Annotated in this window: 11 protein-coding genes; 3 read left to right on the top strand and 8 right to left on the bottom strand. The window is 66.3% G+C overall.

Annotated elements, in window-relative coordinates:
• Positions 1–12: 12 nt before the first annotated feature.
• The gene (gene uvrA, locus QTH97_RS25080; RefSeq protein ID WP_286571308.1) at positions 13–5829 is read right to left on the bottom strand and encodes an excinuclease ABC subunit UvrA; all 5817 of its coding nucleotides are present in this window, start codon (positions 5827–5829) and stop codon (positions 13–15) included.
• Positions 5830–6081: 252 nt separating this feature from the next.
• Here uvrA and QTH97_RS25075 point away from each other — a divergent pair, with 252 nt between their 5' ends.
• Both QTH97_RS25075 and QTH97_RS25070 read left to right on the top strand, forming a co-directional pair.
• Entirely contained in the window at positions 6082–6639 is a 558-nt protein-coding gene (locus QTH97_RS25075; RefSeq protein ID WP_286571215.1) for a nucleotidyltransferase family protein, read from the top strand.
• 67 nt (positions 6640–6706) lie between these two features.
• Entirely contained in the window at positions 6707–8002 is a 1296-nt protein-coding gene (locus QTH97_RS25070) for an acetyl-CoA hydrolase/transferase family protein (RefSeq protein ID WP_286571214.1), read from the top strand.
• On the opposite strand, the gene QTH97_RS25065 is transcribed toward QTH97_RS25070, so the two are convergent.
• From QTH97_RS25065 to QTH97_RS25035, 7 genes are all read right to left on the bottom strand, one after another.
• Positions 7989–9059: a DnaJ C-terminal domain-containing protein gene (locus QTH97_RS25065; RefSeq protein ID WP_286571213.1), complete on the bottom strand. Its 1071-nt coding sequence runs from the start codon at positions 9057–9059 to the stop codon at positions 7989–7991. The two genes, QTH97_RS25070 and QTH97_RS25065, sit on opposite strands and share 14 nt — an antisense overlap.
• Positions 9060–9180: 121 nt before the next feature.
• Positions 9181–9339 (bottom strand): hypothetical protein, encoded by a 159-nt coding sequence (locus tag QTH97_RS25060; protein WP_286571212.1) that lies wholly within the window; start codon positions 9337–9339, stop codon positions 9181–9183.
• Between the two features lie 170 nt (positions 9340–9509).
• Complete coding sequence (locus QTH97_RS25055) at positions 9510–11204, bottom strand: MFS transporter (protein ID WP_286571211.1); 1695 nt, start codon at positions 11202–11204, stop codon at positions 9510–9512.
• Positions 11205–11448: 244 nt separating this feature from the next.
• Positions 11449–12081: a 2-hydroxychromene-2-carboxylate isomerase gene (locus tag QTH97_RS25050; RefSeq protein WP_286571210.1), complete on the bottom strand. Its 633-nt coding sequence runs from the start codon at positions 12079–12081 to the stop codon at positions 11449–11451.
• Positions 12078–12332 (bottom strand): DUF1289 domain-containing protein, encoded by a 255-nt coding sequence (locus tag QTH97_RS25045; protein WP_286571209.1) that lies wholly within the window; start codon positions 12330–12332, stop codon positions 12078–12080. Before QTH97_RS25045 ends, QTH97_RS25050 begins: the two co-directional genes overlap by 4 nt.
• Positions 12329–12817, bottom strand: a complete 489-nt coding sequence (locus QTH97_RS25040; protein WP_286571208.1) for a YbaK/EbsC family protein — start codon at positions 12815–12817, stop codon at positions 12329–12331. The genes QTH97_RS25045 and QTH97_RS25040 overlap by 4 nt, the downstream gene beginning before the upstream one ends.
• Before the next feature lie 81 nt (positions 12818–12898).
• Positions 12899–13819, bottom strand: coding sequence for a hydroxymethylglutaryl-CoA lyase (locus QTH97_RS25035; protein WP_286571207.1), 921 nt, complete (start codon positions 13817–13819; stop codon positions 12899–12901).
• A 306-nt stretch (positions 13820–14125) separates the two neighbouring features.
• Here QTH97_RS25035 and QTH97_RS25030 point away from each other — a divergent pair, with 306 nt between their 5' ends.
• On the top strand, positions 14126–14842 hold the full coding sequence (locus QTH97_RS25030; protein WP_286571206.1) for a Crp/Fnr family transcriptional regulator: 717 nt from the start codon (positions 14126–14128) through the stop codon (positions 14840–14842).
• The last annotated feature ends 209 nt before the right edge of the window (positions 14843–15051 follow it).

The raw sequence follows: 15051 nt of genomic DNA, 5'->3' as shown, positions 1-15051 counted from the left end.
GTGCCCTCCCGATCAGGCCTCGCGCCGAATCGGAGTCGGCTTCGCTTCCTGCACAGGCAAGGTCAACACGACATGCTTCTCGCGCGACCGGGCCAGCACCGGCGCCAGCGCAACACCGGTGTGAGTCCCGAGCTGCACCACCTCTTCAGGCGGCGCGGCTGCCACGACGCGCCCGCCGGCGTTGCCGCCCTCGGGCCCGAGGTCGATCAGCCAGTCGGCTTCGGCGATCACATCCAGGTCATGCTCGATCACCACCACGCTGTGTCCGCCGTTCACCAGCCGGTGCAGCACGTGGATCAGCTTCTCGACGTCCGCCATGTGCAAGCCCACCGTCGGCTCGTCGAGCACATACAGCGTGTGCGGCGCCTTGTTGCCGCGCCGCGTGACGTCGTCCCGCACCTTGCTGAGCTCGGTCACGAGCTTGATGCGCTGCGCCTCGCCACCTGACAGCGTCGGCGAAGGCTGGCCCAGCGTGAGATAGCCCAGCCCCACATCCTTGAGCAACTGGAGCGGATGGCTGATGTTCGGCATCGACTCGAAGAATTCCACCGCTTCGTCGACCTCCATCTTCAGCACGTCGCCGATGCTCTTGCCGCGCCAGCTCACGGCCAGCGTCTCCGGATTGAAGCGCGCGCCATGGCACACCTCGCACGGCACCTTCACGTCGGGCAGGAAGCTCATCTCGATGGTGCGTACACCCGCGCCATCGCAGCCCGGGCAACGGCCCTCGCCGGTATTGAAGCTGAAGCGCGCCGGACCGTAGCCGCGCGCCTTGGCCTCGAGCGTGTCGGCAAACAGCTTGCGGATCGTGTCCCAGAAGCCGATGTAGGTCGCCGGGCAACTGCGCGGCGTCTTGCCGATCGGGGTCTGGTCGACCTCCAGCACACGGTCGACGGTCTCGTAGCCTTCGACCGAACTGCATCCTGCCCACGCAGGATGCTTGCCGGCCGCATCCGCGTCGCGCCCGGCCTTGGTCATGCGCTGCACCACGACGGCGTAGACGTTCGCGAGCAGCACGTCGCGCGCCAACGTCGATTTGCCGGAACCGCTGACGCCGGTGACCGCCACCAGCCGATGCAGCGGCAGCGACACCGTCACGTCCTGCAGGTTGTGCAGATCCGCGCCACGCACCGTGAGCCAATCGGACGCGTCGGGCTCCGGCATCGGCACGGGGCGACGCGCCTGGAGCGGATGCTTGATCGCATCGCGCAGATAGCGCCCCGTCTGCGAATCGCCCGCACCCTGGATATCGGCCACCGTGCCTTCCGCCACCAGCCGCCCACCACGCTTGCCGGCGCTCGGTCCGATGTCGATGATGTGATCGGCGCGGCGGATCGTGTCCTCGTCGTGCTCCACCACCACCAGCGTGTTGCCTTTGTCGCCCAGCTTGTGCAGAGCGTCCAGCAGGATCTGGTTGTCGCGCGCATGCAGGCCGATGGTCGGCTCGTCGAGTACGTAGCAAACGCCCTGCAGGTTGCTGCCGAGCTGCGCAGCGAGGCGAATGCGTTGCGCCTCGCCACCGCTCAGGGTCGGTGCGCCGCGGTCGAGCGTGAGGTAGCCCAGGCCGACCTCTTCCAGAAACTCCAGCCGGCTCTTGATCTCCGGAACCAGGTCACGCGCGATCTCCGCTTCACGGCCGCTGAGCCGCAGTCCCTCGAACCACACGCGAATGTCGCCCACGCTCATCCGCGCCAGCTCGGTGATACCGATTCCGCCATTGCCGTCAGCATCCGATATGCCGAAACTCACCGCCCGCGCCGTCGCATTGAGCCGCGTGCCCTCGCAGGTCGGGCACACCACGTCGCCGACGTCTTCCGCCTCGGGCTCGGCAAAGGTCTGCTCGCGCCCCTTCTGGTCATCGGCCATCACCGAATCGTCGTAGACCTTGCGCTGCTCCTTCGTGAGCTTGACGCCGGTGCCCACGCAGTCGGGGCACCACCCATGCTTGCTGTTGTACGAGAACAGGCGCGGATCAAGTTCCGCATAGCTGGTGCTGCACACCGGGCAGGCACGCAGCGTCGAGAACACATGCGCACGGCCGATGCCGGCGGTCGGCGCGCCGGCCATCATGGCGCCGCGCAGCCCCGTGAGATTGCTCAGCACATGCAACACGCCCTTGCCGTGCTCCAGCGCGCGCGTGAGCGCCTGGCGCAGTTCGGTTTCCTGCGAAGGAAGAACGTCGAGGCTGGCCACGGGCAGCTCGATGCTGTGCTCCTTGAAGCGATCGATGCGCGGGAAGTTCGTGGTCGGCAGGAATTCGCCGTCCACCCTCAGGTGCGTGTAGCCGCGCGGCCGTGCCCAGTCGGCCAGTTCGGTGTAGACGCCCTTGCGGTTGCTCACCAGCGGCGCAAGCAAGCCGATATGCTGGCCCTTGAAGTTCTTCAGGAGTTGCGCCGCGATGCTGTCGGGCGTCTGCGGCTGCACGGCCGCGCCGTCGTGGATGCAGTGCTGGATGCCGAGCTTGACGTAGAGCAGCCGCAGGAAGTGCCACACCTCGGTGGTCGTTCCCACGGTGCTCTTGCGGCCGCCGCGCGACAGGCGCTGCTCGATCGCAACGGTAGGGGGAATGCCGTACACCGCGTCCACTTCCGGCCTGCCCGCGGGCTGCACGATGCTGCGCGCATACGCGTTCAGCGATTCGAGATAGCGGCGCTGCCCTTCGTTGAACAGGATGTCGAAAGCCAGCGTGGACTTGCCCGAACCGCTCACGCCGGTGACCACGCTGAACTTGCCGCGCGGGATGTCGACCGAGAGGTTCTTGAGGTTGTGCTCGCGCGCATTGACGATCTGGATTGCATCGCGTCCCGCCGCCGGCTGCGCGCGCGCCGCATACGAACGCGCGGCGCGTTCAGCCACCTTGTAGGCGCCGGGGCCGATCGCCAGTTCGTAGTCGGCCAGCGCCGCTCCGGTGAGCGACGCGCGGTTCTCGCGCACCTGCTCGGGCGTACCCACCGCGACGATCTGGCCGCCGCCCTCGCCGCCTTCCGGGCCCAGGTCGATCAGCCAGTCGCTGGCGCGGATCACATCGAGGTTGTGTTCGATGACGACCAGCGAATGCCCCGCTTCGAGCAGCTTGCGCAACGCGCGCATCAGCCGCGCGATGTCGTCGAAGTGCAGGCCGGTGGTGGGTTCGTCGAAGAGGAACAGCGTGCCCTTGCGCGCCAGCGGCTGCTTGCTGGCGCTGCCGTTCTTCGCGGCCTCCGCAAGGAAGCCCGCCAGCTTCAGGCGCTGCGCCTCGCCGCCGCTGAGCGTGGGCACCGGCTGGCCGAGCTTCACGTAGTCGAGCCCGACGTCGACGATGGGCTGCAGCATGCGCAGCACCTCGCGATCGGAGGCGAAGGCCGCGGCCGCCTCGGCCACCGTGAGGTCGAGCACATCGGCTACGTTGACGACGCGACCCGCGCGCTCGATCGTCACTTCAAGAATCTCGGGCCGGTAGCGCTTGCCGTCGCAATCCGGACAGCGCAGGTAGACGTCGGAGAGGAACTGCATCTCCACATGCTCGAAGCCCGAGCCGCCGCAGGTCGGGCATCGCCCGTCACCGCTGTTGAAGCTGAACTTCGACGCCGTGTAGCCACGCTGACGCGCGAGCCCCGCCGTGGCGAAGATCTCGCGGATCGCGTCCCACGCACCCACGTAGCTCGCAGGGTTGGAACGCGCCGTCTTTCCGATCGGCGACTGGTCGACGAAGACCACGTCGCTCAGGTGGTCGGCGCCCAGCATCCGGTCGTGGGCACCAGGCGTTTCGGTCGCCTTGCCGAAGTGCCGCATCAGCGCGGGCGCCAGCACGTCCTGAACCAGCGTGGACTTGCCGGAGCCGCTGACGCCGGTGATGCACACCAGTCGCGCGAGGGGCAACTCGACCGTCACGTCCTGCAGGTTGTGCTCGCGCACGCCTTCGAGGATGAGGCGCGGCGTGTTGTCGCTCACCATGCGGCGGAAGCCCATGCCGATCTGCTTGCGGCCGCCGAGGTACTGGCCGGTCAGCGTCTCGGCATCGCGCAAGGCGTCGGTGCTGCCGTCGAACACGATCTGCCCGCCGCGCACGCCTGGACCAGGCCCCATGTCGATCACGCGGTCGGCGGCCAGCATCACGGCCGGGTCGTGCTCCACCACCACCAGCGTGTTGCCCGCGTCGCGCAGGCGCAGCATCGCCTCGGTGATGCGGTTCATGTCGCGCGGATGCAGGCCGATGCTGGGCTCGTCGAGCACGAAGAGCGTGTTGACCAGCGAGGTGCCCAGTGCCGTCGTGAGGTTGATGCGTTGCACTTCGCCGCCGCTGAGCGTGCGGCTCTGGCGGTCGAGCGTGAGGTAGCCGATGCCGACGTCGTGCAGGTAGCGCAGGCGCGTGGTGATTTCCTCGAACAGGAGCTTGAGCGCCTGCACGTCGCCTTCGCTGGCCGAGCTGCTGTTGCCATGGCTCTCGATGCCGTCGAAGAAACGGCGAAGCCGCTCGATGGGCAGCAGCATCAGGTCATGCAGGCACAGGCCGGGCAAGGCTTCGAGCTGTTCGCGCGACCACTTCGCGCCGACCGGCATGAAGCGCTTCGCGGGAGGAAGCACCGCATCGGCGTCTTCCTTGCTGCCGATGCGCCACAACAGGCTTTCGAGCTTGAGTCGTGCGCCCGCGCAGACCGGGCACGGCGTGTAGCTGCGGTACTTCGACAAGAGCACGCGAATGTGCATCTTGTACGCCTTGCTCTCCAGGTAGGCGAAGAAGCGGCGCACGCCGTACCACTGCTTGTTCCAGTTGCCTTCCTTGTAGTTGGCCGTGCCCTCGATCACCCAGTGCTTCTGCTCGTCGGTGAGCTTGTTCCACGGCGTGTCGCGCGGAATGCCCGCCGCTTCTGCGTGCCGCATGAGATCGTCCTGCGCTTCCTTCCATGCGGGCGTCTGGATGGTCTTGATGGCTCCGGCGCGCAGCGTGAGCTTGTCGTTCGGGATCACGAGGCCGAGATCGACGCCGATCACGCGGCCGAAGCCGCGACAGGTCTCGCAGGCGCCCACCGCCGAGTTGAACGAGAACATCGACGGGATCGGGTCGGTGTAGCGGATGTCGCTCTCGGGGCAATGCAGGCCGGTAGAGAACTTCCAGATGTCCGGCTCCGTACCCTCTTCCGCCGACAACGCGTAGACCGTGAGGCGCCCGCTGCCGCGCTTGAGTGCCACCTCGATCGCCTCGACCACGCGCGCCCTCTCGGCGCCCGCGATGCGGAAGCGATCGGCCACCACGTCGAGCACCTTGCGCGGCCCGGTCGGCGTCGCGACCTCGCGCTCGGCCTGCACGCGCGTGAAGCCGCTGGCGGACAGCCATTGCGTCACTTCGTCGGCGCTGGTGCTGGCGGGCAGCTCGACCGGGAAGGTCAGCACCACCCGCGGATCGCCCGCAGCGGCAGCGCGCGAGACCAGCTCGGCATAGATCGAATCCGGCGAGTCGTGCCGCACGGGCAATGCCGTCTCGCGGTCGAACAACTGGGCCGCCCGCGCGAAGAGCAGCTTCAGGTGGTCGTTGAGCTCCGTCATCGTGCCGACGGTCGAGCGCGACGAACGCACCGGGTTCGTCTGATCGATGGCGATCGCGGGCGGCACGCCTTCGACCTTGTCGACGGCCGGCTTGTCCATGCGATCGAGAAACTGCCGTGCGTAGGCCGAAAAAGTCTCCACGTAGCGGCGCTGGCCTTCGGCGTAGAGGGTGTCGAACACCAGGCTCGACTTGCCCGAACCGCTCGGCCCGGTGACCACCGTCATCTCGCCGGTGCGGATGTCGAGGTCGAGGTTCTGGAGATTGTGCTGACGTGCACCGCGTATCCGGATGGAGCCCTGTGTCATGTCTACCTTGCGGGATGGGGCAGACATTCTAGGAACTCGGCTCGACCTTGGCTTGTGAAAGGACAACCGGATACAGGCGCCGAAAGTTGCGCCGGATTTCTGTGGATAAGGCTGTGCGTGGCGCCGGGACGGCCCCCGCGAAACCCAGAAGCGGCGCGGCTTTCCGCTGGGTTGCCTGCAAAACAGGCATCCGCGATCCAGGGCGCCCAAGAAAGATGGTGACAATCGCCGGCCAGGAATCCATTGAGCGCCATGCAAGAACGCTTCATCGCCGACATTCTCAGGAATCGCAACAACCGGGCCATCCTCGAGCGATGGCCTGCCTTGAACCTCCCGGACGGATGGCTGGTCGCCGGCTGCCTCTTTCAGACAGTGTGGAACCTGCGGTCCGGCCGTGCGCCGGAGGCAGGCATCAAGGACTACGACCTGTTCTACTTCGACACCAGCGACACGAGCGAAGCCGGCGAGCGCCGGGTGCAAGCGCGAATCGATGAAGCGCTCGGCGACCTCGGCATCACGGTCGAGGCATCGAACCAGGCGCGCGTTCACCTCTGGTACGAATCGCATTTCGGCCATCCCTACGAGGAACTGCGCAGCGCCCGTGACGGAATCGACCGCTTCCTTGTTCCGGCGACGTGCGTCGGTGTCCGGCCAGGCGAACTCTATGCGCCGAACGGCCTCGCCATGCTGTATGACGGCCTGCTGACGATGAACCCTCTCGTTCCGCATCGCGATCTGTTCCACGAGAAGTCCACGTCCTATCGCGCACGCTGGTCTTGGCTGCAGATCCAGGCGGACTGCCCTACTTAGAGGCCACGACGGGATCGGCGTCAGAATGAGGTCAGCGGGGGCCGTCGCTCCCACGGGAGACTCAAGAATGTCGCCACGCGAGATGTACCAGCAACGGCGGACCACGCCGGCCGAAGCCATGCGCCACGTGCGCGATGGCGACTTCATCGTCGTGCCAACGGGTGTCGGCGAACCGCCGACACTCCTGACGGCACTCTCGGAGCAACGCATGGATTTCCGCGACGTCAAGGTCGGCCAGATCCTCGCGCTGCGCAAGTACGGCTACATCGATCAGGCGACGGTGGACCATGTCCGCCACGTCGCCTATTTCTTCGGCGGCGCCACGCGCGAGGGTGGACAGGCCGGCTGGGTCGATTTCATTCCGAACTACTTCTCGGAGATTCCCGACCAGATCGAACGCGGGTTGATGCCTGCGGATGTGGTGTTCAGCATGGCCTCCCCCATGGACGACCAGGGCTTCTTCGCGCTCAGCCTCGGCGCCGACTACACCATGGCCGCGGTTGCCAAGGCGCGCGCCGTGGTGCTGGAGGTGAATCCCCACGTGCCCTTTGCGTACGGCAACTGCCGTGTGCATGTGTCGAAGGTCGCCGCCCTGGTCGAGAGCGAAGAGCCGGTGCTCGAAGTCGGCCTCCCGAAGATCGGCGTCGTGCAGGAAGCCATCGGCAAATACGTGGCCGACATGATCGACGACGGCTCCACGCTGCAGATCGGCTATGGCGGCATCCCCGATGCCGTGGTCATGCAACTCGCGCACAAGCGCGATCTCGGCATCCACACCGAGATGATCGGCGACGGCATCCTGTCGCTGGTCGAAAGCGGCGCCGTCACGAACCGCCGCAAGAACTACCTGCCGGGCAAGATGATCGCCACCTTCGCGCTGGGTTCGGGAAAGCTCTACCGGTACATGGACCGCAACCCCGCGCTGGAGATGCATCCCGTGAACTACACCAACGATCCGGCGCTCGCGGGCATGAACGACAACCTGGTCGCGATCAACGCCACCCTGCAGATCGACCTGCTGGGGCAATGCGGCTCGGAGAGCCTCGGCTCGGCGCCGTTCTCGGGCACCGGGGGCCAGTCCGACTTCGTGCGTGCCGCCAACCGGTCGAAAGGCGGCAAGGCATTCATCGTGCTGCCTTCGACGGCCAAGGGCGACACCATCTCGCGCATCGTGCCCGTGCTCTCGCCGGGCACGCACGTGACTACCAGCAAGAACGACGTCAACTATGTCGTGACCGAATACGGGGTGGCGCAGTTGCGCGGCAAGTCGGCGAAGCAGCGGGCCCGGGAACTCATCGGCATCGCGCATCCCGCCTTCCGTGAAGAGCTTGCGGCGCAAGCCGCGCGCATCAAGCTTCTGTAGAGCCCAGGCCCGACATCCCTCGCTCCCAGGCACGCAAGCCTCGACTCCATGCGCGAAGGCGGGCGTCCGAGCCTCGTCCGTCGCCCGAGGTCGTGGCCAGGAGCTGGTCGAGCAGGATCTGCTGATCCGTGCTGAGCGAATCCGGGAATATCGGCAGGAGCGTGATCACCTGGTCGCCGCGCGAACCACGGCGTGTCACCGGGAAGCCCTGGCCCTTCAGGCGATAGGACAGTTGCTCGCGGTCCAACTGCAGCGCGTGCAGGCCGGTGACGGTCGGCACCTGGATCGACCGGTTGGCGATCCACGCAAAGCCGTCGACCGGAATCTCGCATCGGATCGTGCCGTCCGCGTCGAGTTGGAAGAACGCATGGTCCGACACCTCGACGCGGATCTCGAGATCGGCGGGCGGACTGTCCGCGCGCGAGCGCCCTCCAGCGACATGCAGCAGGTCGCCATGGCGCACGCCATGCGGGATGCGAACCTTGATCTTGTACGCGCGCGCATCCATCTTCCCGGAACCGTCGCAGGTCGGGCACGGCTGCCTCGCGATGCCGCCGCCCAGGCAGGCATCGCACTCGAAATAGCCGCTGGGCCATCCGAAGAAGGAACGCTTCGCCATCGCGCCAGAGCCGCCGCACTGGGCACAGTTTCCGCCGAGCACCTGGTGCCCGGCGCCCGCGCAGGTCGAGCAGACATTGGTGATCTTGCCGCGCAGCACCTTGATGCAGCCGACGGCGGCCTCCTCCAGCCTCAACTTGACCTTGCGGAAGATGGGCCGGCGGTGCCGATGCGCGGCGTCGTCATTGCCACGGGCGTTTGCGTCCGCCTCGTCGGGCGTTGCGCCCTCCGTCGCCGGATCATCCGTGCGCACGCGGCTTCCGGCACGGCGGATCTCTTCGAACGCCTGATTGATGCGCTGCATCTTGGCCACCGCATCGGAACTGTCGTTGCGGTCCGGATGCCACTGCGAGACGAGCCGGCGCCATGCCGCCTTCACCTCGCTGTCGGTCGCGTCAGGTGCCAAGCCCAGTTCGGCGAAAGCGTTCTCGGTGCCCAAATCAGTGTCCTCGTCCAGGCACGGCGTTCGAAACGATGTCCCGATGAAAACGACGGCCTGCCGGTGCGAATGTTAATCGAGCGTCGAGACCGCCATCGACGCCTTTCAGTACCCAGAGGCCCTACTTCGACGCTTCCCCCGCAGCCGGCGCAGTCGCCGGCGCGTGCATCGCGTCCCCGCCATGCTTCTCCCCCGACATGTCCACCTTGTCCCCCGCCTTCATGAGCACGAACAACACAACCACCGCAAAGATGGCAAACCCGATCCCGATCTTCCACATGACCAATCTCCTGACTGAAACAAGAAGGCCCCGCACCGCAAGGCGCGAGGCCCATCAAGACTCCCCCGCCCCAGCCGGGAAATACCGCGGAACCGGCTTCGCCGGGCCGCAGGTATTGCCCCCTGCAAGGGGGTAGGCGTTCACACGAAGTGAAAAAGCCTGAGGCTTAGCTAGTCGTTGGCGTAGATGTCCACATCCTTCGTCTCACGAATGAAGATCGTCCCTACCACCAGCGTCATCGCGGCGATGACGATCGGATACCAGAGGCCGTTGTACATGTTGCCGGTGCTGGCAACGATCGCGAAGGCCGTCGTCGGCAGCAGGCCACCGAACCAGCCATTGCCGATGTGATACGGCAGGCTCATCGAGGTGTAGCGGATGCGGGTCGGGAAGAGCTCGACCAGCATCGCGGCGATCGGGCCATAGACCATCGTCACCAGCAGCACCAGCCAGAACAGCAGCACCACCGTCAAGACCTTGTTGATCTTGGCCGGGTCGGCCTTGGTCGGGTAGCCGGCGGTCTTCAGCTGTTCGCCGACGCTCTTCTTGAACGCGGCGATCTCCTTGGCGGAGGCTTCGTCGAACTTGTGGTTGACCACGTTGCCGCTCGGCGCGGTGATGGTCACGTCGCCGATCTTGACGACAGCCGGGGAGCCGGCCGGGCCGTCGGCGCGCTCGTAGCTCACCGAGTTCTGCACCAGGTAGCGCTTGGCGATGTCGCAGGAACTGCGGAAGTCGATCTCGCGTGCCACCGGGTTGCCCTGGAAGGAGCACGAGCGCGGATCGGCCGTCACCGTCACGCCGGCCGTGGCCTGTGCGCGGGCGAGGTCGGGGTTCGCGGCTTCGGTCAGCATCTTGAAGACCGGGAAGTACGTGACCACGGCCAGCAGGCAGCCGGCCATGATGATCGGCTTGCGGCCGATCTTGTCGGAGAGCGTGCCGAACACGACGAAGAAGGGCGTGCCGATCAGCAGCGCGGCCGCGATCATCAGGTTGGCGGTGGTGGCATCGACCTTGAGCTGCTGCGTCAGGAAGAAGAGCGCATAGAACTGGCCCGAGTACCAGACCACGGCCTGGCCGGCCGTGAGGCCGATGAGCGCCAGGATCACGATCTTCAGGTTCTTCCACTGGCCGAAGGACTCGGACAGCGGCGCCTTCGAGGTCTTGCCCTCGGCCTTCATCTTCTGGAAAGCGGGCGATTCCGACAGCGACAGGCGGATCCACACCGAGATGCCGAGCAGCAGGATCGACACCAGGAACGGAATGCGCCAGCCCCATTCGGCGAATGCGGCCTCGCCCATGCCCTCACGCACGCCGAGAATGACCACGAGGCTCAGGAACAGGCCGAGCGTCGCGGTGGTCTGGATCCACGAGGTGTAGGCTCCGCGCTTGCCGTGCGGCGAGTGCTCGGCCACGTAGGTGGCTGCACCGCCGTACTCGCCGCCGAGGGCCAGGCCCTGCAGCATGCGCAACGCGATGAGGATGACCGGCGCCGCGACGCCGATGGTCGCGTAGCTGGGCAGCAGGCCGACGATGAAGGTCGACAGGCCCATGATCAGGATGGTGACCAGGAAGGTGTACTTGCGTCCGATCATGTCGCCGAGGCGGCCGAACACGATGGCGCCGAAAGGCCGCACCAGGAAGCCCGCTGCGAAGGCCAGCAGCGCGAAGATGAAGGCCGCGCCCGCATCGAGGCCGCTGAAGAACTGCTTGGCGATGATGGCCGCGAGCGAACCGTAGAGGTAGAAGTCGTACCACTCGAACACGGTTCCCAGCGAAGAGGCGAAGATGACTTTCTTCTCCTCCGCGCTCATGGGCCGGGGGGCGCTGTGCGGCGCTCCCCGTGAATCTAGTGTGGCTGCCATGTCGTCTCCTTAGAAATATCGTGCCCACGGCGTGGGACGTGATGCATTCTTGGAGTGCCGACTGACCCGAGCCTGTCGCCAAACTGAACGCTTGCTGACGACTTAAGGTGAAACCCGCTCCTGGCGTTTCAGCCTGTAGAAAAAACCAGTGTGCACCGCACAAAAATCGCGCGGCTCGATTGAAGGGCGATGCGGGAACCGGCTCGGCCGGGCCGTCGGTGTGGTTTCCGGTAGGGGTGGGCGGCTACCTCTTCAGCGCCGGCCGCTGGTCGGCGCCGGCCCAGTCCGGACCGCTGAACCATGCATCGCCTTCGAGGTACGAACGCAGCATCGCGAGGCCGTCGAAGCCCCAGAAAAGGCGGCCATCGACGACAAAGGCCGGCACGCCGAAGGCGCCTTGGGCAATGGCGTCGTCGGTGTTGGCCTTGAGCTGGGCCTTGGCTTCGTCGCTGCCGCTGTCACGCACCAGCCTGAGTTGCGCTGCCAGCGCAGCGAGCCGGGCGGCGTCGCCGGCCTCGCCACCGGTACGCCACACATCGCGAAAGATGCTCTCGGCCACGTGCCGGCTGATGTCGCCGTCCGAGGTGGTCGCGAGTGACAGGCGCAGGTGCGGCAGAGGGTTGTAGGGATGCGTGGCGGGCATCTGGATCGGGATGCCATGCTCGTGGCCGAGCCACAGCACGTGGCGATAGGTCCACGTGCGCTTCGCGGGGATCTCGCCCGGCCCGAGCTGGCCATGGTGCTTGAGCAGCGCGCCGAGCAGCACCGGCCGATAGGCCACGCTGTAGCTCAGTCCTTCGAGCGCCTGCGGCAATTGCTCGAAGGCGAGGTATGCATAGGGCGAGATGAAGTCGAGATGGAAGGTGATGTGCTTCATGGCTTGTCCTCCTCGGGAACGAGCAACCCTGCCTGGACGCGCAACTCGATCGCGCGCCACACGCTGCGCTTGTCCGCATCGCCCATGCGACTCCACGCGGCGATCTCCTGGATGGTTCGCAGGCAGCCCAGGCAGAAGCCGCTGGCCGCGTCCATGCGGCAGATGGAGATGCAGGGCGATGGAACATCGCCCTGAGCGGCACGCGCGGCCACGGCGCGCTCGGCCAGCGATGGCGCAGTGTCGGCCGTCACACCACGTCCGCGACCGGCGCGCCGGTCAGGGATTCGAGGTCTTGCGGACGCAACCGCACCACCGCGTGCGGATGGCCCGCAGCCGCCCAGATGTCTTCGAAGCGGAACAGCTCGCGGTCGATCAGCATCACTGGCGGTGTCGCATGCGCGAAGGGCGAGACGCCTCCGATCGAGAAACCGGTGCGCGACTTGACGAAGTCCGCGTCGGCACGGCCGAGCTTGCCGACCAGGTCCGCGACCTTCTTCTCGTCCACGCGCTTGTCGCCCGAGGTCACGACCAGCACCGCGGCGTCGTCCGTCTTGCGACGGAAGACGATGCTCTTGGCGATCTGGCCCACGTCGATGCCCAGCGCATCGGCCGCCTGTTGCGCGGTGCGCGCGGCGTCGTCGAGCATCTGCGGTGCGTGCGGATGGCCCTTGTCTTGAAGGAGGCGCGCGACGCGCTGCACGCCGTCGGGCAACGAAGTCAGTTCAGCGCCGCACATCTGGTGCCCCCACGCTTGCCACTTCGTGTGCTGCGCTGCCCTCCAAGGGGGCCTTCGCGTCTTGGGGCTGCCCGGCGACGCTCATGCAGCCCTCTTGTTCCGGATGGCCTTCGAGGCGCGCGAATTCGGCTCGCGGCCCAGGGCCTCGCTGATGTAGACGCCCGCGTCGATCAGCTTGTCGAGGTCGATGCCCGTCTCGATGCCCATGCCATGCAGCATGTAGACCACGTCCTCGGTCGCGACGTTGCCGGTCGCGCCCTTGGCGTAGGGACAGCCGCCGAGCCCGGCCGACGAGGTGTCGTACTGCCACACCCCCATCTCCAGGCTCGCGAGCGTGTTGCCCAGCGCCTGTCCGTAGGTGTCGTGGTAGTGGCCCGAGACATCGTCGACGCCGTAGTGCTTCAGCGTGGCCTCCAGCGCGCGTTGCACCTTGAGCGGCGTGCCGACGCCGATGGTGTCGGCCACGCCCACATGCTGCACGCCGATCTCTTTCATGAGCCCGGCCAGCATGTCCACTCGCGACGGTGCAATGTCACCTTCATAGGGGCAGCCGACGGTGCACGACATCGCACCACGCACGTAGATCCCCTTCTCGCGCGCCGCCTCGACCACCGGCCGGAAGCGCTCGATGCTCTCGACGATGGAGCAGTTGATGTTGCGCTGGCTGAAGGCTTCGCTGGCGGCGCCGAACACCACGATCTCGTCGGGCCATTCCTCGCGCGGCGCGGCGATGGCGGCTTCGAAGCCTTTCATGTTGGGCGTCAGCACCGAGTAGCGAACGCCGGGCTTGCGCTGGATGCCATGCATGACCTCGGCGTTGTCCGCCATCTGCGGCACCCACTTGGGTGAGACGAAGCTGGTGACCTCGATCTCCTTGAGCCCCGCATCCTGCAAGCGATGCACGAGGCCTATCTTGATCTCGGCAGACACCGGCTGCTTTTCATTCTGCAGGCCGTCGCGCGGGCCGACGTCGACGATCTTGACTCTGGAGGGAAGTTTCATGGGGGTCTCGTTCGAAGAATGGGAGCGTGCCTCGTGGCGCATCTGCCATTTTCGCCGCCTTCAGGAAGACTTAGGTAGGGCCAGCGCTTTCCCGGGATGAAGTCGAGGATCATCTGCGGACTGACCGGCATGACGCGCCGGGCGAGGCTCGCGTCACCTGCGCCGTCGCGAGCAGCCGGCTGGCCGGGTCGCAACCCTGTCGCGAGCCGGTTTCAGGGTTTATCCCCGCACGGGCCCCCGACATGCAATACACACGGCTGTGGCACATTGCACGAGGCCTTCATGCGGGCCAATACAGGAGCAGAAATGCTGTCAACGCAAGCACTGATCGACGCCGCCAACGCGGGTCTTGCGCAGGCGCTCGCCACGCCCTCGGGGATCATCGCGCTGTGCTCGGCGGCCATCGCGGGGGGGCTGGTGGTCGTCAGCTCCCTGGTCAAGACCATGATTCCCCTGCGCTGCCTGGCCGTGGGCAGCAATCTCGGCTTCCTGGTTTACGGGGCCTTGCACCCCTCGCTGCTGATGGTGCTGCTGCACGGGGCGCTGCTGCCGATCAACATCGTGCGCACGGCCCAGATGGTGCGGCTGACGCGCCGCGTGAGCGCGGCGGCGGAGGCGAGCGATCTATCGGGCGTCTGGCTGCGGCCCTACATGCGCAGCAGGCGCCTGAAGGCAGGGCATGTGCTGTTCCACAAGGGTGAAACCGCGACGCACCTGTACTTCCTGGCAGCGGGCCGAATCGAGTTCGTGGAGATCGGCGAGGTGATGGAGGAAGGCCGCCTGTTCGGCGAAATCGCCTTCTTCGCGCCCGACAAGCGCCGCTCGCTGACCGCCCGCTGCGTGACGGACTGCAACGTGCTGCGCATCGACGAGATGACCTTCAAGCAGCTGTACTACCAGAACCCGGCGTTCGGCTTCGAGGTGGTGACGCTGGTTGCCGGCAGGCTGCTGGCCGACCGGAAACGGCTGGAGCAGCAGATCGCCGTGAACCACCGGGACCCGATTTCGAGCGCCGCCGCCTGAGCGATTGTTCCGCCGTGCCCACGACGACAGCGTGACGTCCCCCGTGGGTGCGCGGAAATGGGCATAGGAAAGCACGTCTTATTTGGCGAAGTTTCCGCACGAATTGAAGCCCTGCTCGGGCCATTCGCCAAGAGGCGATGGTGATACTGCCCGAGCACCATGGAGTTCGTCTACTACGCACTGATTCACGCCTGGATCCAGGAAAGACT

It is taken from the genome of Variovorax gracilis, assembly GCF_030317115.1.
GTDB classification, from domain to species: Bacteria; Pseudomonadota; Gammaproteobacteria; order Burkholderiales; family Burkholderiaceae_C; genus Variovorax; species Variovorax gracilis.
The sequence above is the reverse complement of the archived record's forward strand: the minus strand, read 5'-3'. Positions and strand labels throughout refer to the sequence as shown.

What these genes read in the sequence shown, in the direction of transcription:
- QTH97_RS25035 (WP_286571207.1), bottom strand. Translation starts at nt 13,819, where the DNA reads ATGAAACTTCCCTCCAGAGTCAAGATCGTCGACGTCGGCCCGCGCGAC.
- QTH97_RS25030 (WP_286571206.1), top strand. Translation starts at nt 14,126, where the DNA reads ATGCTGTCAACGCAAGCACTGATCGACGCCGCCAACGCGGGTCTTGCG.
- QTH97_RS25040 (WP_286571208.1), bottom strand. Translation starts at nt 12,817, where the DNA reads ATGTGCGGCGCTGAACTGACTTCGTTGCCCGACGGCGTGCAGCGCGTC.
- QTH97_RS25060 (WP_286571212.1), bottom strand. Translation starts at nt 9,339, where the DNA reads ATGTGGAAGATCGGGATCGGGTTTGCCATCTTTGCGGTGGTTGTGTTG.
- QTH97_RS25070 (WP_286571214.1), top strand. Translation starts at nt 6,707, where the DNA reads ATGTCGCCACGCGAGATGTACCAGCAACGGCGGACCACGCCGGCCGAA.
- QTH97_RS25050 (WP_286571210.1), bottom strand. Translation starts at nt 12,081, where the DNA reads ATGAAGCACATCACCTTCCATCTCGACTTCATCTCGCCCTATGCATAC.
- QTH97_RS25075 (WP_286571215.1), top strand. Translation starts at nt 6,082, where the DNA reads ATGCAAGAACGCTTCATCGCCGACATTCTCAGGAATCGCAACAACCGG.
- uvrA (WP_286571308.1), bottom strand. Translation starts at nt 5,829, where the DNA reads ATGACACAGGGCTCCATCCGGATACGCGGTGCACGTCAGCACAATCTC.
- QTH97_RS25055 (WP_286571211.1), bottom strand. Translation starts at nt 11,204, where the DNA reads ATGGCAGCCACACTAGATTCACGGGGAGCGCCGCACAGCGCCCCCCGG.